This is a genomic window from Acinetobacter lanii, from assembly GCF_011578285.1.
GTDB classification, from domain to species: Bacteria; Pseudomonadota; Gammaproteobacteria; order Pseudomonadales; family Moraxellaceae; genus Acinetobacter; species Acinetobacter lanii.
This window is the reverse complement of record NZ_CP049916.1, coordinates 1,170,135-1,187,455: the sequence shown is the minus strand read 5'-3', so window position 1 is coordinate 1,187,455 and position 17,321 is coordinate 1,170,135. Positions and strand designations below refer to the sequence as shown.

At 41.2% G+C, this 17,321-nt stretch carries 18 protein-coding genes; 5 read left to right on the top strand and 13 right to left on the bottom strand.

What is annotated here, in order from left to right:
- The first annotated feature begins 70 nt into the window (after nt 1-70).
- A complete protein-coding gene (locus tag G8D99_RS05490; RefSeq protein ID WP_166323368.1) occupies nt 71-946 on the top strand; it encodes an ATP-binding protein in 876 nt (291 codons plus the stop codon).
- A 199-nt stretch (nt 947-1,145) separates the two neighbouring features.
- On the opposite strand, the gene G8D99_RS05485 is transcribed toward G8D99_RS05490, so the two are convergent.
- On the bottom strand, nt 1,146-2,459 hold the full coding sequence (locus G8D99_RS05485) for an esterase-like activity of phytase family protein (RefSeq protein ID WP_166323366.1): 1,314 nt from the start codon (nt 2,457-2,459) through the stop codon (nt 1,146-1,148).
- Between the two features lie 181 nt (nt 2,460-2,640).
- Between G8D99_RS05485 and G8D99_RS05480 the strand changes: the two genes are divergently transcribed.
- Both G8D99_RS05480 and G8D99_RS05475 read left to right on the top strand, forming a co-directional pair.
- A complete protein-coding gene (locus tag G8D99_RS05480; protein WP_166323364.1) occupies nt 2,641-3,198 on the top strand; it encodes a DUF4385 domain-containing protein in 558 nt (185 codons plus the stop codon).
- A gap of 67 nt (nt 3,199-3,265) precedes the next feature.
- Nucleotides 3,266-3,811 carry a hypothetical protein gene (locus tag G8D99_RS05475; RefSeq protein WP_166323362.1) on the top strand — a complete coding sequence of 182 codons (546 nt, stop codon included), beginning with the start codon at nt 3,266-3,268 and terminating at the stop codon, nt 3,809-3,811.
- 138 nt (nt 3,812-3,949) lie between these two features.
- Here the strand turns inward: G8D99_RS05475 and tsaD are convergent, their stop codons facing one another.
- Nucleotides 3,950-4,966, bottom strand: coding sequence for a tRNA (adenosine(37)-N6)-threonylcarbamoyltransferase complex transferase subunit TsaD (gene tsaD / locus G8D99_RS05470; protein WP_166323360.1), 1,017 nt, complete (start codon nt 4,964-4,966; stop codon nt 3,950-3,952).
- A 144-nt stretch (nt 4,967-5,110) separates the two neighbouring features.
- Between tsaD and rpsU the strand changes: the two genes are divergently transcribed.
- Both rpsU and G8D99_RS05460 read left to right on the top strand, forming a co-directional pair.
- On the top strand, nt 5,111-5,326 hold the full coding sequence (gene rpsU / locus G8D99_RS05465; protein WP_001136722.1) for a 30S ribosomal protein S21: 216 nt from the start codon (nt 5,111-5,113) through the stop codon (nt 5,324-5,326).
- A gap of 38 nt (nt 5,327-5,364) precedes the next feature.
- Nucleotides 5,365-5,811: a GatB/YqeY domain-containing protein gene (locus G8D99_RS05460; RefSeq protein WP_166323358.1), complete on the top strand. Its 447-nt coding sequence runs from the start codon at nt 5,365-5,367 to the stop codon at nt 5,809-5,811.
- Between the two features lie 250 nt (nt 5,812-6,061).
- On the opposite strand, the gene G8D99_RS05455 is transcribed toward G8D99_RS05460, so the two are convergent.
- The 11 genes from G8D99_RS05455 to gspL form a co-directional block, all read right to left on the bottom strand.
- Nucleotides 6,062-6,433, bottom strand: a complete 372-nt coding sequence (locus G8D99_RS05455) for a hypothetical protein (protein ID WP_166323356.1) — start codon at nt 6,431-6,433, stop codon at nt 6,062-6,064.
- Nucleotides 6,434-6,513: 80 nt separating this feature from the next.
- Nucleotides 6,514-6,894 carry a GFA family protein gene (locus tag G8D99_RS05450; protein WP_166323354.1) on the bottom strand — a complete coding sequence of 127 codons (381 nt, stop codon included), beginning with the start codon at nt 6,892-6,894 and terminating at the stop codon, nt 6,514-6,516.
- A gap of 30 nt (nt 6,895-6,924) precedes the next feature.
- Nucleotides 6,925-8,364 (bottom strand): M48 family metalloprotease, encoded by a 1,440-nt coding sequence (locus G8D99_RS05445; RefSeq protein ID WP_166323352.1) that lies wholly within the window; start codon nt 8,362-8,364, stop codon nt 6,925-6,927.
- A 94-nt stretch (nt 8,365-8,458) separates the two neighbouring features.
- Nucleotides 8,459-9,424, bottom strand: coding sequence for a 2-hydroxyacid dehydrogenase (locus G8D99_RS05440; protein ID WP_166323350.1), 966 nt, complete (start codon nt 9,422-9,424; stop codon nt 8,459-8,461).
- Nucleotides 9,425-9,645: 221 nt separating this feature from the next.
- Nucleotides 9,646-10,338: a hypothetical protein gene (locus G8D99_RS05435; protein WP_166323348.1), complete on the bottom strand. Its 693-nt coding sequence runs from the start codon at nt 10,336-10,338 to the stop codon at nt 9,646-9,648.
- A gap of 131 nt (nt 10,339-10,469) precedes the next feature.
- Entirely contained in the window at nt 10,470-12,359 is a 1,890-nt protein-coding gene (locus tag G8D99_RS05430) for a M48 family metalloprotease (protein ID WP_166323346.1), read from the bottom strand.
- Between the two features lie 86 nt (nt 12,360-12,445).
- Nucleotides 12,446-13,984, bottom strand: a complete 1,539-nt coding sequence (gene purF / locus G8D99_RS05425; RefSeq protein WP_166323344.1) for an amidophosphoribosyltransferase — start codon at nt 13,982-13,984, stop codon at nt 12,446-12,448.
- A 24-nt stretch (nt 13,985-14,008) separates the two neighbouring features.
- Nucleotides 14,009-14,602: a CvpA family protein gene (locus G8D99_RS05420; RefSeq protein ID WP_166323342.1), complete on the bottom strand. Its 594-nt coding sequence runs from the start codon at nt 14,600-14,602 to the stop codon at nt 14,009-14,011.
- Nucleotides 14,603-14,605: 3 nt separating this feature from the next.
- The gene (locus G8D99_RS05415) at nt 14,606-15,610 is read right to left on the bottom strand and encodes a quinone-dependent dihydroorotate dehydrogenase (protein WP_166327559.1); all 1,005 of its coding nucleotides are present in this window, start codon (nt 15,608-15,610) and stop codon (nt 14,606-14,608) included.
- 89 nt (nt 15,611-15,699) lie between these two features.
- Complete coding sequence (gspM, locus tag G8D99_RS05410; protein WP_166323340.1) at nt 15,700-16,179, bottom strand: type II secretion system protein GspM; 480 nt, start codon at nt 16,177-16,179, stop codon at nt 15,700-15,702.
- Nucleotides 16,179-17,321, bottom strand: coding sequence for a type II secretion system protein GspL (gene gspL / locus G8D99_RS05405; RefSeq protein ID WP_166323338.1), 1,143 nt, complete (start codon nt 17,319-17,321; stop codon nt 16,179-16,181). The genes gspM and gspL overlap by 1 nt, the downstream gene beginning before the upstream one ends.

Here is a 17,321-nt window from a genome sequence, read left to right as displayed (position 1 = left end):
CCTTTTTGGAATAGGTTATTTGCTGGTTCTCGATTAGTATAAATGAAACAGAATTTTTAGTAGCTACATTATGGCAACAATAGAATTACCCGAGCATTTGATTGAACGCTTAAGCGTTGTTTTGGAACAACTTCAACATGTTCTACCGACACCGAAACAAGCCACTGACTTTTCAGCGCCAGCCTTTAAATGGCAAGATCATCAACTGATTGGCATTCCCAAACCGAAAATCATTGATTTAGATGACTTAAAAGGCATTGATCGTCAAAAAGAAAAAGTTCTACAAAACACGGAACAATTTTTAAAGGGCTTGCCTGCCAATGATTTGCTGTTGACGGGTTCTCGGGGTACAGGAAAGTCTTCAATCGTGCGTGCATTGTTGTCTAAGTATCAAGATCAAGGACTTCGACTCATTGAAATTGAACGTGATGATTTGTCGGACTTGCCTGAGATTCAAAAATTGATTCAAGACCGACCTGAGAAATTTATCGTGTATTGCGATGACTTGGCATTTAATGCTGAAGATGAAAATTATCGCAGTTTAAAAAGCGTATTAGATGGCTCACTGCAATCCGGTTCAAGCAATTTCATTATTTATGCGACCAGTAACCGCCGTCATTTATTGCCTGAATTTATGCATGAAAATACCCCTGTCACCCGTGTTGATGTACCGCAGTACACAGAACTGCATCCGCAAGAAGCGATTGAAGAAAAAATTTCTCTGTCTGATCGTTTTGGTTTGTGGCTGTCTTTCTATCCAATGGATCAAAATCTATATTTAGAAATTGTGGAAACCTATTTGGCTAAAGATGGTATGTCGCTCACTGAACAAGCACGTGCCGAAGCCTTACGCTGGTGTCAATCACGTGGTCAACGTTCTGGACGTGCCGCTTATCAGTTCTCGAAACATTGGATTGGTTCGCAGCTATTGAACACAACGAAATAAACCTTTCATTAGAAGAAACTCAAACAGGATGTGCCTAGACACATCCTGTTTTTTATGTGGTTTTATTTGAGTCAGGCTTGATGCAATTTTGATTTGAATCTGTGCTGCTTGGTTTGGCTTTCATGGATTAATGCCGTGCTTTATACAGACTTAGATTGAGCATTCGTTTTGCTCGCGCATCAATCTCGAGCTGTTAGAGTCATTCTGCTGTTAAATCTAATCCATCTAAAATATATAAGGTATTGCCATCAATCAATGTTTTGGCAGTATCCAAATACTTTTGTTGAATCACATCATCCTCATCACTAAAGGCATAATCATCATCATTTAATACCGCTAAATGAGTATCATCGATGACCCATAAGCCTTCAATTTTGTCATGCGGATATTTCAATCTTTCAACCAAATCCACCACCAAGGTTTTGCTCACAGGTTTAATGCCGACGGCTGCCAATCCTTCCCAGCCGTGTTGTAAGACATATTGTTCTACGGTTAAACCATCGATCAATAAGCCTAAATGTCGATCTTGCTGAACATGCTCTGCGTCTTCAATAGCCTCTAAATTGCTGGCTGCATCAATATTAATTTTAAATACCCGCTTAAACGCCTGCGGATTATCCTTATAAAAATCGTCATCTCGCTCAGCCACTAAAAATTGCATTTCAGATAAAGCGCTAATGGCAGTATTGGAATGGACGTTTTGACTGATGTCTTGTCTATACAGATACTGTGAGATTTGATGGGTTTCTAAATGAATCATCACGATTCGAGTTAAATCTGAATGATTCACTGAAGCGTCTGGATTACTCATGGCAGATTGCATGATCCCCACCAAAGTCTTTTGATCCGGTGTAATGGTCAGCCCTTCCATGCCGCGATTTTGACGGCGGTTGGCATATTCTAATGGCAGTAAATACCCCTGCTTGCGACGTGTGTCAGACTCATAGGCGTTGATCCGATCAATCTCAATACCATTGGCATCAAAATGCACGATATGAGGACCGTATTCATCACTGACCCAAAAGCTTCCATCGTCTAAAGCCACGAAGGCTTCGGTGTCCAATCCAAATTCATCTGTGCCTGGATTTAACAATTGATCATTTCGGTCATAAGCAATTTCTTTGGTCGCGCCAAAATGTTGATTGGGCAACCCTGTAATCGGCTGACCTGTGGGAGTTTTTAAAAGTATTTCTTTAATTTTTTGAATTTTGCCTTGTGGCGTGATTTCAAAATGCCCAATCCGAGGCGCATAACCCGGATCTAAAAACATTTTTCCATGATCATGGTTGATGTTGTAATCGGTATTCGGCCCCCGATCGGTCAGCGCATAAAACTGATTAGGGTAAAGCGGATGCGGAGAAAGATCTGAACCAAATCCACCTAGCCGAAACTCGATATTTTGCTCTGGCTTTGCACCATCTTGAATGGTATGTAAGTCCATGACTTCATAATCAAAACGAACGCCTTTTTTAAAAGCAGGATGATCTTTAAAGTGTTCTGCATCATGGTGCATTGTGTCATTCCTTTTTTGATTTTTTTAAATATGTGCTGTTATTCGATTTTTTGATTTCTTTCATCATAAAAGCTTTAATTCGCCAGATACAAGTTGAGATCTGTCGTTGTTTTGATTACAAATCTGTATCGATTTTGAAGGACTTGCCAAGTATGATTCATCTATTAAATAGGATGATATTATGAACAATAAAAGCAGATCAGATATTCCTAAACGCGCTACACGTGTTCACTCCAATAGTTTTGATTACTCACTCGATTTTAAACAGATCAACTTTCGGAAACGCCCTGAGCTATATCGTGTTGGTCGTGGCGAACAAGGCGTATTGTTGGTTGAGCCGTATAAATCAGAAATATTACCCTATTGGAAATTCGCCGATGAAGCCAAAGCCACGGAAAGCTCTGAAAAGATCTATCAACTGTTCTTAGATTATTTAGAAAATGATGATTTTGTGGGGGCGGACATGGCTCGAAAATTTCTACAAATGGGTTATACCCGTGCTCGCCGATATGCCAATCATAAAGGCGGTAAGAAATATGACGGTGCTGTGCCTGAGGATAAAAAAGGTTTAAGTGGTGCGCATGGTCGTGAAGAGTTACCTCGTAGCTCAGAAGACCCTGTAAAAGCTGCTGCTGCACAGATTTTTAAACAAAAATGGGATGAAGCTAAAGCCCATCCTCAGTATGCTGAGATGAAAGAAAAATTCCAAGCCTCGATTCAGGAGGCTAAGTCTGAATAACGTTGTGTTTTGATCCATCAAATCTTAAATCAACTCAATTTTAAAAATTAAAAAATCGGAAATATTGATGAATAAAATACTCCTACTCACGTCTAGCATTTTAGTGAGCATAACTGCAAGCCATGCGAATACCACGCAGAATGCACCTTTCAAAAAAGTGAACCATTGCGATTCAGATGGTTACAATGGTTCTTTTTGTTCAAAGAAGAATATCGCACGATATAAAAATGTACTCAAAACTCAGAAAGCCAACTTTGCTCAACACTATATTTTATTGAATATCGGAAACACAGACGCTTTAGAGTTAATCGCTTTAGATACGAAAACTGGTATGGCTTACCCACTCAATTATCAATATACAGGTTGGGAAAATAACCAAGGTGCTACGATGAAAAAACCTAGTTTTCAATATTCTATAAGTCAGCCTAAAGTTTGCTTATCTGGATCGCAATATGATGGCGACCACCCTGGCACCCACGAAACCTATAGCAATATTCGACAATGCTTCGAAATTAAAAAAACTGAAGATGAGATAGGCTTTGAAACAAATTACCATGATCAAATTCAATATGAATACAACGAAAAAACAAAAACATGGAAGCCTTATGAATAAAACAATCATACGAATATTGTATGGATCCCAATCACATTCTTAGATCAAGCTAAAACTCCACTTTAATTAAGATTTATTAAGTTTAATAACAGATCACCATTAAAAAAGAGGCTTTCGCCTCTTTTATATATTGAAATTTTATACCGCTTCTGGATTGGTCAACTCCGTCATTGGCCAACGTGGTGTCGTGGTGACCGCCAAACCATCTTGTTGACCTGCTTTTAAACGTTGATAACCTGCAAATGCAATCATCGCTCCATTGTCCGTACACAGTGCCGGTTCTGCATAATATACATTGGCTTTAATTTTGGCTAAATCGGCTTCTAAACGCTCACGCAAACGTTTATTGGCACTGACACCGCCTGCAATCACCAAACGTTTTAAACCGGTTTGCTTCAGTGCTTTCACCGATTTTTTCACCAAAGTATCTACTAAAGCTTCTTGGAAAGAGGCTGCAATATCTGCTTCACGCCCCTGACCTTCAACTTTTTTCAACTGATTTGAAACAGAAGTTTTCAAACCACTAAAAGAAAAGTCCAAACCCTGGTGCAACATTGGACGTGGGAAATCAAATGCTTTGGCATCACCTTGTAAGGCTAATTTAGAAATATTTGGCCCCCCCGGGTATGGCAAGCCCATCATTTTTGCAACTTTATCAAAGGCTTCACCGGCTGCATCATCAATCGATTCACCCAGCATTTCATACTGACCAATGCCATAAGCAGCCATCAATTGGGTATGACCACCCGAAACCAATAATGCGACAAACGGAAATTCAGGCGGTGTTTCTGACAATAAAGGCGCCAACATATGACCTTCCATATGGTGCACACCAATCGCAGGTTTATTCAGGGCAAATGCCAAAGTTCGACCAAAAAGTGCGCCGGTCATAAGTGCGCCCATTAGACCAGGACCACGGGTATAGGCGATTGCATCAATCTCGGATTTTTTCAGATTGCTTTCTTCAAGCAACTGATTTATGAGCGGAATGAGTTTGCGCACATGGTCACGTGACGCGAGTTCTGGCACCACACCACCATATTCTGCATGCAATTTAATTTGACTATATAACACCTGTCCTCTTAAGCCGACTTCACTGTCATACAGTGCAAGACCTGTTTCATCACACGACGTTTCTAAGCCTAAAACGATCATTAAACTGCCTATTACCCATTTCAAAATATTGCTCAGGCTATTATAGGCTTGTGGTATGAGATGTAAATGAGTAAAATACTGCACTTCACTTGTGACTTAGTGCAATGGTGCACTCAGTCTTATCCATAAACTAGAGGATTCTTCATGCCACAAGTTAAATTGAAAGAAGGCGAACCAGTAGACGTAGCTATCCGTCGTTTCAAACGTTCATGCGAAAAAGCAGGCGTTTTAGCTGACGTTCGTAAACGTGAATTCTACGAGAAACCAACTCAAGAACGTAAACGTAAAAAAGCTGCTGCTGTTAAACGCTACCAAAAGAAATTGGCGCGTGAATCAGTACGTACGACTCGCCTTTACTAAGATTAATTTGTGACACATTGACTGTCTGGACAATATAGATGACGACTTTAAAAACCCAAATAACTGACGTTTTGAAAGCTGCAATGCGTGCTAAAGAAATGGATAAGTTAACGGTCATTCGTGGTCTACAGGCAGCAATCAAGCAAATCGAAGTCGATGAGCGCGTTGAACTTGATGATAGTCGAGTTCTCGCGGTCATTGAAAAGCAAATCAAACAACGTAAAGAATCGATTAAAGCCTTTGAAGGTGCTAATCGACAAGACTTAGCTAGTAAGGAACAAGCCGAAGTTGAGGTGTTATCTCAATTTCTACCAGCAGCTATGACTGAGGAAGAACTTGATTCCATGATTGAGCAAACGATTGCTGCTCAACAAGCTACTAGCATTAAAGATATGGGTAAGGTGATGAATTCTCTACGTCCGATCATAGCCGGACGTGCCGATCCTGCACAAGTTTCAGCTAAAATCAAAGCAAAGCTTGCTTAATCCTATCGCGTCACACGTTTGATTTGGACTATTTAAACCCGTGTCATTGATTAATGTTTAAATAGCCCGCTCAATCCTCTAAAAATAGTTTCATATTTTCTACTTCATATTCAAATAATTAAAAATCAATTTCCCCCTATCCTTTCAAGCCTTTTTCAAATTTCATATTTAAATCTTAATTCATCACATTCCGATTTCATCTCTGCAAAAATCGATATTATTTTTTTCAGTGATAAATAAATCCGTTTTTTTAAAGCGAACCGTTTAAGTCACATTGAATATTATATTTGCTGATTAAGCGCATCTCTTTGGATTGCATGACTTTATCAATCACATCTTGCTTGCTCATTTGGGCATAAGACACAGGTAATGAACTACGATTCTTGTCCGTCGCCTGATAAAAAGCATTCACATAGCGACTGACGATGCCACAGAATTGAGCTTTTTGTTGCGGATTAAATGATGTGGTATGCGAATCTAATGTACGTAGAAAATATTTCATATCGGTATTATATTGAGTCGATATATTATCAATTTCTTTGACATATTTTTCAGGAACTTGCTGCGCCATGCTGGTCGCTGACATCCACAAAAACACACTCATTAAGACTATTTTTTTCATTCGACTTCATACAATCTCTATTGCCTTAGCCTACAGTATACGTCAAAAATGAATGAATTTACGCTAAAACAACCGCAAGACTAATTGTTTAAACAATTAATAATTTGAATAAAATCAGGCTGATATTGACTATAAAATGTTTGATTTGGCGGTGGAATTTCACCTTCAGTAATACTCCCCAATCTAAGCCTTAAAACATTCGGCAAATCTAAGCGGTAAGAGTAAATTGGACTTCCACACTGTATACAAAAGACACGTGCTTTATTTGGGGTATGAAAATAAGCTTTTAAAAATGCCTTACCTTGAGTGATTTCAAATGCCTGTTGATCAATAGGACTATTCCATCCAAATAGTGCGCCTTGTGCTAAACGACAATCCTGACAAAAGCACAAAATACTCTGTTTGATCTCTGCATGATAAGCATAGTGAATTGCCCCACATAAACATTGCCCTTTAATCATGTAGCCTCACCTCTACATAGAAATAATGATTTAAATTTTCTCTTGACGTTCCGCCTGCATGACTTTTAAACGCTGACTGATTTTGGCAGACATTGATACATTATCTTTCGCCAGTCTTTGTGCATGCAAAAGTGATTTGATCGCCGTTGATTCAGCACCTCGCCAATATTCAACCTCAGCCCGATAACGCAAAACATTGATGGTTCGCATTGGATTATCCTTATCTAAATTGGCAGCACGTTGTAAATATTGCCATGCCACCACATCACTCGGATTTTTCCGACTGAATTTATTGGCAATCATTTCAACTTGTTGAATATTATTTTTTCTTAAGTAAATTTCAGCCAGCTTATAACTCAGCGCTCGATTTTCAGGCATGATGCGTTGCTTATATTCAATCACAGCTAAAGCATCATCAGGCTTATTTTGCCCGAGATAAATATCCGCTTGTATTAAGTTTAATAAAGTACTCGATGTATTCAGTTGCTTGGCTTCATTCATATGACGTTGTGCTTCGCTATAATCGCCTTGTCGATAGTAATACACCGACAACGCCAACAGTCCTGCGAAATTACGGCGTTGGGCAATGGTTTTAAGCTGATTTTCAGTAGCTTGATTGGTGATCACAGCGGTGTACCACTTAATCACTTCAAAGTCTTCTTGGGTATTGCTATACGGCACTTTAGGCAGCTGATTGGCCCGTAGTCGCGCCTCACTCATACGCTCAGTGGTCAAGGGATGGGTATACCAAAAATCAGGCAAATAACTGACGCGTGCAGTGGCTCGATTCATGGTTTCGAAGAAATCAGCCATGCTTTGAGGATTGTAGCCTGCACCATACATCAGTTGCATCCCAATACGGTCTGCTTCACGCTCTTGATTTCGACTATAGCTAAGTTGTTTATCAATCATTGCCGCTTGCGTGCCCATCATCAGGGCGTTTCCAACATCACTATCGGCCTGTGCAGCGATGGCAGCCCCGACAATAATACCTGCTAGTGCCAACAGACCTTGCCCCTTAAAGGCCTCTTGTGAGCGACTATAATGCCGCTGTGACACATGGGCAATTTCATGCGCCATCACCCCTGCCACTTCATCGAGATTTTTCGCCGAGGTGATCAAACCACTATTTAAAGCAAACAATCCCCCTGGCACAGCAAAGGCATTAATCTGCGGATCATTGACTACCACAAGCCCCACAGGACGACCTAATTGGGTATGACTTAGGATGCGGGTAAAGATCATCATAAACTGATCTTCTAGCCAAACATCATGCAATACCGGGAGTTGCTGTTGCACTTGGCGATAGACTTTTTCACCAATAATTTTTTCTTTTTGTTGATCGATCAACCCCACTCCACTTCCAATTTCTGGAATTTTTATCGTGGATGCCTGATCAGAACCAAAATCATTGTCTGCGCTACACAGCGCACTTAGACTTAAACTCAAGGCGAGTAGGGTCTTCTTCAAAATACACACTCAATCCTGTTTTATGCGACTATAACATTGAATTTAGGATGAATTGGCAATGAAGTGTTATCAATTTTTATCGACATCTTATGCGCTAAAAGTTCGGATTCACCACATATTGCGGCTGTCGCCCTGCGAGACCTTCAAGCAAATTTTGATACGCTAAAGCCGCCATTTTATAGCGCGTTTCAGCAGTTGCAGAACCCACATGTGGTAGGGTCACAACATTGTCCAATTCAAACAATTCAGAGTGTTGTAGCGGCTCTTTTTGATAGACATCCAAACCTGCTGCAAATATGCGTCGTGACTTTAATGCATCTATTAAGGCTTGCTCATCGACCACTGAACCCCGCGAAATATTGACAAAAACAGCCGTTGGTTTCATTTTTTCAAATTCAGCCGACCCAATTAATGCTTTAGAATCTGCATTTAAATCTACCGCCACCACTACAAAATCTGACTGCTCTAACAATTCATCAAATTCGCAGTACGTGGCATTGAGTGCTTCAGCACGTTCTATATTTTCACGACGATTATGATAAAGAATATTCATGTTAAAGCCATGAAAACCCCGTCGTGCAATGGCTGCCCCAATATTCCCCAGACCTATGATGCCTAAATTTTTTCCAAAAATATCTTGTCCAAATTGCGCAGCTCCTGCGGTTCGAGTCCATTGCCCTTGCTTGGTCCACTGATCCAAACGTGGGACTTGACGTGCAGCACTCATGAGCAATGCAAAGGCCAAATCTGCGGTGGTTTCGGTTAATACGTGTGGCGTATTGGACAGCCAAATTTTGCGTTGATTGAGATAATCGAGATCATAATTGTCATAGCCTACACTGACAGAAGAAATAATCTTTAGCTCTTTGGCCGAACTCAGATTGCTTTGATTTAATAAACGCCCTGCCCCAATCATGCCGTCTGCATCTACCACATGCTCAAGTATTTGTTGATTGACCTCGCCTGCTTTCGGGTCAATCACCACAACTTCATATTGTGCTTTTAATTTTTCAAGAATATTGGAATCGATTTGACTAAATACCACGACTTTTTGACGCATTGTGTCCCTGTCTTTATTATTCAACCTGCTTTATTTATACACTGATTTTAATTTTTATAGCCACACTTTTATGATTTGCTTTTCACATGAACAATGGATTGAGTGAGCTTGACAAGACGAGCAGGTATACAGCATTACCATAGCAACCCAAACAGCAATCATCGAAACTGGAACAATTTAAAACAAAGTGATGATACCGCTTTTAGCCCATGATCAAAGTATTATCTCATCAATGCCCATAGATCTCGCTTTAACAGTGGCTGATCCAACATTTCGCTTAGACTTGCAAGCACCACCACATCTGTATATTGACAATGTTTAATTTGACCTAAACTGATGATTTTCTTTTCCCCTCGCATAGCGTCCAAGAAACCTTGAATATAGACCTGTACTCCACGCCCATCTTGGAGCAGTGCGAGTGGAAAAGGCCATTTTAAATCAAAGAAGTGTCCAGTTTGCGCACGTTGAATATTACGCCATAACTGACTTTGCGCAGCATTGAGATCGGTACTATCGACCACAATGATACAGCGCTCGGTACACCACGCTTGCAACTCAAAGGCATCAATGTGAATGACGGGTCGAGCATCATCGTATACAGTGACTTGCGCAACCTTTTGTTCAACAGCGTGTGGCTGAACCTGTTCCCGAACCAGAGTCACTTCAGCTGACGCAGACGCTTGCTGTGGTTGAAGCGAAGTCTGAGTGGAATCAGGCACTAAAACTGTATCAAACGATTGAATCGGTTCTACATAAGCAGTTTCAAGCGCTGCCTGATCACGATATAACGACGCGCTATAGTTTCGCACAGGCGCATTGACTTTAGGCATCCAAACATCGATACCTAGAACAGCCAATAGACTTCGCTGATGCTCTACCATATTCACATTCATTACATCGGTACTAGTATTCATCGGGGTCGGGTATTCTAACGATTTTCGCAAGCAAATGCTGAGCTTTATATCTGCATTTGCGTACTTCAAAATGCCTTAAAATCAATTTTCAAAGCAAATAAATTTATTTGAATAATTTTAACGCAATTTAACTAGATGATCATCACACTATTTTGCTTATGCATTTGCTCTACAATTTCATCACTTTCAAAGCCTAAACGCCAATACAGCAATTCAAGCACGTCTAGTTCATCTTGGGTAATGACACGGTCATTCCACAGACAGATTTCCGCCACCCCCAAGATACTCAAACGGTCACGCAGCAACAAACCTGCGATATCATTTAATATCTCGCCCAAATCAATCGGTTCATCCGAAATTTCTTCATACAGCTCTAACTCTTCAACCGTGAGTACGCGCTCTAAGATTTGATAGCGCACTTCCAATTGATTGGCACTGTTGAGCTGTTGCACATGCAATAAGGCATCGATCAAACGTACGATTTGAGGCTTCGCCTCTTCCATAGAGGTAGGTCGATGAATCGGAAGTAGATTCAGTTCTGCTTTGACTTTTTCAATCAGCAAGGCATCCAACAAGCCAATTTCACCATCTTCCTGGATAATTTTAGCCAGCTTGGTAATAAATTGACGGGCACTGGTGGCAGGCATATTGCCTAAATTACTACAAGCTTCATGAAAAATTTGGATATGGACACGACCGTCAATATTCAATAACGAATCGACAATAGCACGGCTGACTTGTGCATCTGATGGGATAAATTCACGATACTGGCGAATCATTAAAATCGTCACCATCACCTCACGTGAGCCTGTTGAAGTTTGCATCGCACGTTGAATCAAGTCCGGTCGACTCATCTGCTGACGCACCTCAGCATTTAGAGGTTTAATCGCATCTTTAATCGCAAAACTAATCGGAGATAAGCGCAGCAATGGCAAGGGCTGCGGAGATACCCATGGGTTATATTCTTCTGCCACCGACTCTTCTAAAGAACGCATGAGACTAAACAAAGGTTGACTACGCAACTTCTGTAAGTTTTCCAACTGTAAATCTTCAAGCAAACTCGGATTCAACTCATAAATACGATTTTGAATACTCGGATGAATATTTAGCCAACTCTGTGGGCTGAGTGAATTGGCAAAACACATATGCGAAATCGCTTCGGAATATTCACTATGGATTTGCGAGCCGGCATGATGCACATAGATTCTGAGTAAGGTTTGTACATTGGCATTGTTTAACAATAAGCGTTTGGTTTTATGGTCATTATAAAAAGTCCGCCCACCGAGAGTCAGGTACTTGATCAAACGCGTGATCAGCACACCCAAACTACCAATCAGCCAAATCACCCCACCGATTGCCACCAAACTGGTTTCAAGTTTATGGCGTCGACCGTGTTCGTTATTGCGAAAACCCCAACGTGCAATTTTACTGCCCCACTGACTAAAGGTAATCACACCACTGTATAGAATTTTCAATCGAGTGTTTTCAGTCGCTTCACCGGAGAGGATTTGATTGAACTCATGTCCGAGTAAACCATACAGCTCAAGCTCATCTAAATTTTGTAATGCCCCCCAAGTCAAAATAATCACGGTGTCTTTGGGATGAAACCCCGCAGTCAAAGCATTCACACCAATTTCATCGGGCAATACATACAGTGTTGGGGTATCAATTGCAAAGGTCTGTGCCAATTTTTCAGTGATGCGCAGTGCGGCACTTTCTTCAGGGGTACTTTCCATTAAAGTTAGTTGCCGTGCTTTTAACTGTTTCGCCAGTGTATGCCCACCTGAGCGAAACACGTAAAACTCATACAGCATCGAGCCACCAATGACTGTGACCAACACCACCATTAAATAAGGGCTTAAGGAATGCCAAAAGATCGATTGGGTTGGATCAATATAATGAACCAACAACCCCAAAACGGTATTTAAAATCACAATAGAAAATACAACCACAAGCAGACAAACGCTTGCAGACCAAAGAATATTTTTGTTTTTTATAAAGTAGTGACTCACATCTTTCAATGTAAACTGTCCTGATACATTGTTTTTAAATCATAAATTAAAAAAGCGGGAATTACCCGCTTTTTTAATGACTTTCTACGCCGTTTTTACATCTCTTTGATGCCACTCAAATCTACCGATGCAGCATCGACATTGACATCGACATAGCCATCTTTTTTCTTCATGGCAGAATCACAACGTTGTTGCTCAAGATTATCAAGATAAGCATCATCAATGCCCCCTGCCACATAAATTCCATCAAATACCGAACAGTCAAATTCACGTAAATCAGGAACTTTCTTGGTACGCACGGCGTCTTTTAAATCTTCTAAATTTTGGAAAATCAGACGATCTGCGCCAATGATTTCACGAATTTCTTCAACATCACGATTCGATGCAATCAATTCATCTTTCACCGGCATATCAATACCGTACACGTTTGGATATTTCACCATCGGTGCAGCAGAAGCGAAAAAGACTTTCTTGGCACCGGCATCACGTGCCATTTGAATAATTTCATTACAGGTGGTGCCACGTACGATCGAGTCATCCACCAACAATACATTTTTGCCTTTAAACTCAAGCTCAACTGGGTTGAGTTTTTGACGTACCGATTTTTTACGCAGTTGCTGCCCCGGCATAATGAAGGTACGACCGATATAACGGTTCTTCATAAAACCTTCACGGAACTTGACCCCTAAAATATTGGCAAGCTCAAGTGCTGAAGTACGTGAGGTATCTGGAATTGGAATCACCACATCAACATCGTGGAACTCACCCCATTCACAAAGAATTTTATGCGCCAGCTTTTCACCCATTTTTAAACGGGCTTTATATACTGAAATCCCATCAATGGTCGCATCTGGACGCGCAAAGTACACATATTCAAAAATACATGGACGATGTTGCGGATTAGTGGCACATTGTTGCGAGAACAATTGACCTGAGTCATCAATAAAAATCGCTTCACCCGGGAAGACATCACGCTCAACTTTAAAGCCCAGTGCAGTTAAAGCCACAGACTCAGAAGCCAAGATATATTCAACCCCCAATTCAGTATCGCGAGAGCCCAAGATCAAAGGACGAATCCCGTTTGGATCACGGAAACCCACGATCCCATGACCGGTAATCATGGCAACCACGGCATAACCGCCCTTACAGCGTTCATGCACACGTGACACCACATGGAAAATATCATCAGCAGTTGGATTCAATTTACCGCGTTTTTGCAACTCATGTGCAAATACGTTGAGCAACACTTCTGAATCCGAATCGGTATTCATATGACGTAAGTCAGTTTTATACAAGTCATCGTGAATTTCGGCAGCATTGGTCAAATTACCATTGTGCGCTAAGGTAATACCATACGGTGAATTGACATAAAACGGTTGTGCTTCAGCACTGCTCGAAGACCCCGCTGTTGGATAACGAACATGACCAATGCCGTAATTGCCCAACAAAGCACGCATGTGACGAGTATGAAACACGTCACGCACCATACCATTGTCTTTTCTTAAAAATAAACGACCATTGGCGCAGGTCACGATCCCAGCAGCATCTTGTCCACGATGTTGTAACATCGTTAATGCATCAAACAACATTTGGTTAACGGGTGATTTACCAGCTATACCAACAACTCCACACATAGCAACCTCGCAGACAAGCTAGGATTAATTAAAAGGGTTTTTCGTTGAATGTGATGATGAATCTTGATGAACATCCGAGTCATGTTTAGTCGATTCTAAATCCTGTCCCTGTTCGGTTAATTCACCTGATTTTATATGACTCATTGCTTTATTCGCGGTGTCTTTGGTCAATGCAGTTGCCATAGGTGCATAAGGCAAAAGCGCTTGGATAAATTTAGACTGTTTCCAATACGGTGAGCTTTCCACAAACGAACCAATCCCTTGCATAGAGATGAGGACGATGAGCAAACCTTTCAAGCTGCCAAAAGCACCCCCTGCCAAACGGTTAAGGGGACCAAGCTTTAAGGTTTTCAGCACACGATTGAGGATACTGGTCACAATCCATGTCAGCACCACGATGATCAATACAATAAACGCAAATGCAGCAATCTTTTGAACCACTGGATCCGGACTGAGGGCTGACATTGAAGGGGCGATCAACGTGGCGTATTTAGCACCCACGATCAGGGCACAAACCCAACCGATCAAGTTCGCACAGGCTTTTACAAATCCTTGTCGCAAACCGTTAAGCCCTCCAATGAGCAGTACCATCAGGATGAAGATATCAAGTGTGTTCATAAATTAGGTCATAGCATCTACACAGTCTTTAATCAATGCAGGACCTGTATAAATCAAGCCACTGTAAATTTGAACCAGCTGTGCACCTGCCTGTTGTTTCGCAGTAGCATGTTGGCCCGCAAGAATACCACCGACCCCGATCAAAGGTATTTGATCTTTGAGTAACTTTGAAAATGCATTTAAGCAAGCGGTACTTTTCTCAAATACAGGCGCACCTGATAAACCACCGGCCTCATCACCAAAAGCCAGATTTTCAACGCCTTCACGTGATAACGTGGTATTGGTGACAATCAAACCATCAATTTTAAATTTAATCAGTTCCGCCGCAATAAAAGAGATATCCATTGCACTCAAGTCTGGCGCAACTTTCAATACCAATGGCACGTAATGCTGATACTCTTCAGCCAATTCAAGCTGACGTTTTTTGAGTGTTTCAAGCAATTCGGTTAAGGCATGACCACTTTGTAGACTACGCAAATTTTTAGTATTTGGCGAGGAAATATTCACCGTTACATACGAGGCGTAGTTATAGACTTTTTCAAGACAAATTAAATAATCAGACACCGCATCTTCCACAGCAGTGTCGGCATTTTTACCAATATTGATGCCCAACACGCCTTTATAATTGGCGGCTTTGACATTTTCAATCAGCTGATCAACACCATCATTATTAAACCCCATACGGTTAATAATGGCTTGTGCTTCAGGAATACGGAATAAACGGGGCTGAGGATTGCCCGATTGAGGACGTGGGGTAATGGTTCCAATTTCAATAAAACCAAAACCTAAACTTGCCAGTGCATCGATATAGGCACCATTTTTATCTAAACCTGCGGCTAAACCTACAGGATTAGGGAACTCAATGCCCATACATGTGACAGGCTTGGCTTCGATCGACTGGCGCATCAGACCCAATTTATAGGTCTTTTTCAGCAATGATAATGTCAGATCATGTGCACGCTCTGGCGCCAAAGAAAATAAAAATGGACGAGCAAGCGAATATAACATATCCAAAAAGTCTACTGCTTTTTAAGTTGCCACATTATAGGCATAGATTGGCTAAAACGCTATGCCTGTCAGATGTTTATTTTCACCGATCAATGAACAGTCGCTGTTAATTTGATCTGCTGTCCAGCTTCATTTAGCTCCATTTTTTCAATATTCACCCCCATCTGAACCAGCTGGGTGAGAAAATTTGCCAAGATGGCATAATTCTGATGTTCCGCAACCAATTGGATTTGTTCACCAACCTGTTGAGATGCCACAGAAATTCCTTGCTGCTGTGAAACCCGCTGAATTTTATCTGCCACCGTTAAACTCAAATCATCAGCAGGTTTCATGGTTACCACATGACTCTGCATCCATACCAAATTATCTTTAAGTTCATTTAAACGATCTTGTTGTTGTTCTGCCGCTGAATGCATTTTCCAAAGCGATGTCACAATGATCGCCACAAGCACAATGATGGTTGCCGCAATCACCATGATTCGCTCACGCAATGAGAGCCGTGCTAAATAGGCTTGCACCTGCTCAATCCAAAGATCGATTTTGTCCTGTACCTTATCGAATGCTTTCATTATTGTATTTTCACCAAACCGACGACAGCGTCACCCTGCGTTTGAATATTGCCTAATTCGGCTTTAAAACCTTGCTGATTCAGTTGCGAAACCAAACTTTGCAACTGCTCTGAACTGCGTGCCACCAAATCCAAATTCAACAGATCCGCATCGTATGCCACGCGATTTGCCACAATTTGCTGTTGCATTAAAATCGGCCCAACTCGACTGATGAGTTGTAAAGCTTGAGTATTGGCCGCTTGGCTGAGGCGTAAATTACTTTCAAATAAGCTTTTAAGATTCTGTTCAGTGACTCGACTGTTTCGACCAAACCAAGACTGATATTGATCAATTGAAATTTGTGCGGTTTGATCTGCCACTTTTTTCAGTTTCGCCCAACGAATGAGGTCATAGCCAAATTGCACAACAATGAAGGCGAGCAAAACACATGCCGATGCCTTCCAATAACCTGATACACGCTGATCACTGTTTTTGGCTTTGGGTAATACATTAAAAGGATGTTGCTTGGCTTTTAATATCGGTTGGAATTGATAATCAAAACGCTCACGTTGCTCCTCTGTACTGTTCACCCACAAACTTTCGAGCTGTGCTCCATTTAAATCCGCATAACGATATTTTTCAGCTTTAGGAGCAATATCCAAATATAACCCTAAATCGTCTATCGATCCGCCTTTCAAGGCATGCTCTCGAACCAAGAGCTGCCCATTGATATTGGCGAGCACCGTTTCGTTATGTTGCGGTTCAGGAAGCACTAAAAAGTCAGGCAGTAAGGAGACGATCTTGACTGGAATCAAGCTCAAAGCGTGTTGCATGGTCAACACGGTATGATTGGCAACACCTAAAAGCGTCAATTGATCCGGTGCTTGAAAATATGACAACACTTTCATTTGATCAATTGGCAAGATCACATAGTCTTCGAGTAAAAACTTAATTCCCTCATAACCAAGCTGTTTATACTGCGCTTTAGGCAAAGTCTGCTGAATGATTTGCGTATCTCGACTTGGAAAGAAAACCACTGCTTCCTCCCCTTGATCAGGCTTGATCTCTTGAATCAATTGTTCAAGACTACTGGCCTGATTCCACTGCTCACCACGCGACCATTGCCAAACCCCATTGGCTTCTGGCATCCATAAATACAACAT

Bases quoted from the DNA above. Each gene is read 5' to 3' on its own strand.
- G8D99_RS05490 (WP_166323368.1), top strand. From the start codon at position 71: ATGGCAACAATAGAATTACCCGAGCATTTGATTGAACGCTTAAGCGTT.
- G8D99_RS05485 (WP_166323366.1), bottom strand. From the start codon at position 2,459: ATGCACCATGATGCAGAACACTTTAAAGATCATCCTGCTTTTAAAAAA.
- G8D99_RS05480 (WP_166323364.1), top strand. From the start codon at position 2,641: ATGAACAATAAAAGCAGATCAGATATTCCTAAACGCGCTACACGTGTT.
- G8D99_RS05475 (WP_166323362.1), top strand. From the start codon at position 3,266: ATGAATAAAATACTCCTACTCACGTCTAGCATTTTAGTGAGCATAACT.
- tsaD (WP_166323360.1), bottom strand. From the start codon at position 4,966: ATGATCGTTTTAGGCTTAGAAACGTCGTGTGATGAAACAGGTCTTGCA.
- rpsU (WP_001136722.1), top strand. From the start codon at position 5,111: ATGCCACAAGTTAAATTGAAAGAAGGCGAACCAGTAGACGTAGCTATC.
- G8D99_RS05460 (WP_166323358.1), top strand. From the start codon at position 5,365: ATGACGACTTTAAAAACCCAAATAACTGACGTTTTGAAAGCTGCAATG.
- G8D99_RS05455 (WP_166323356.1), bottom strand. From the start codon at position 6,433: ATGAAAAAAATAGTCTTAATGAGTGTGTTTTTGTGGATGTCAGCGACC.
- G8D99_RS05450 (WP_166323354.1), bottom strand. From the start codon at position 6,894: ATGATTAAAGGGCAATGTTTATGTGGGGCAATTCACTATGCTTATCAT.
- G8D99_RS05440 (WP_166323350.1), bottom strand. From the start codon at position 9,424: ATGCGTCAAAAAGTCGTGGTATTTAGTCAAATCGATTCCAATATTCTT.
- G8D99_RS05435 (WP_166323348.1), bottom strand. From the start codon at position 10,338: ATGAATACTAGTACCGATGTAATGAATGTGAATATGGTAGAGCATCAG.
- purF (WP_166323344.1), bottom strand. From the start codon at position 13,984: ATGTGTGGAGTTGTTGGTATAGCTGGTAAATCACCCGTTAACCAAATG.
- G8D99_RS05420 (WP_166323342.1), bottom strand. From the start codon at position 14,602: ATGAACACACTTGATATCTTCATCCTGATGGTACTGCTCATTGGAGGG.
- G8D99_RS05415 (WP_166327559.1), bottom strand. From the start codon at position 15,610: ATGTTATATTCGCTTGCTCGTCCATTTTTATTTTCTTTGGCGCCAGAG.
- gspM (WP_166323340.1), bottom strand. From the start codon at position 16,179: ATGAAAGCATTCGATAAGGTACAGGACAAAATCGATCTTTGGATTGAG.
- gspL (WP_166323338.1), bottom strand. From the start codon at position 17,321: ATGTTGTATTTATGGATGCCAGAAGCCAATGGGGTTTGGCAATGGTCG.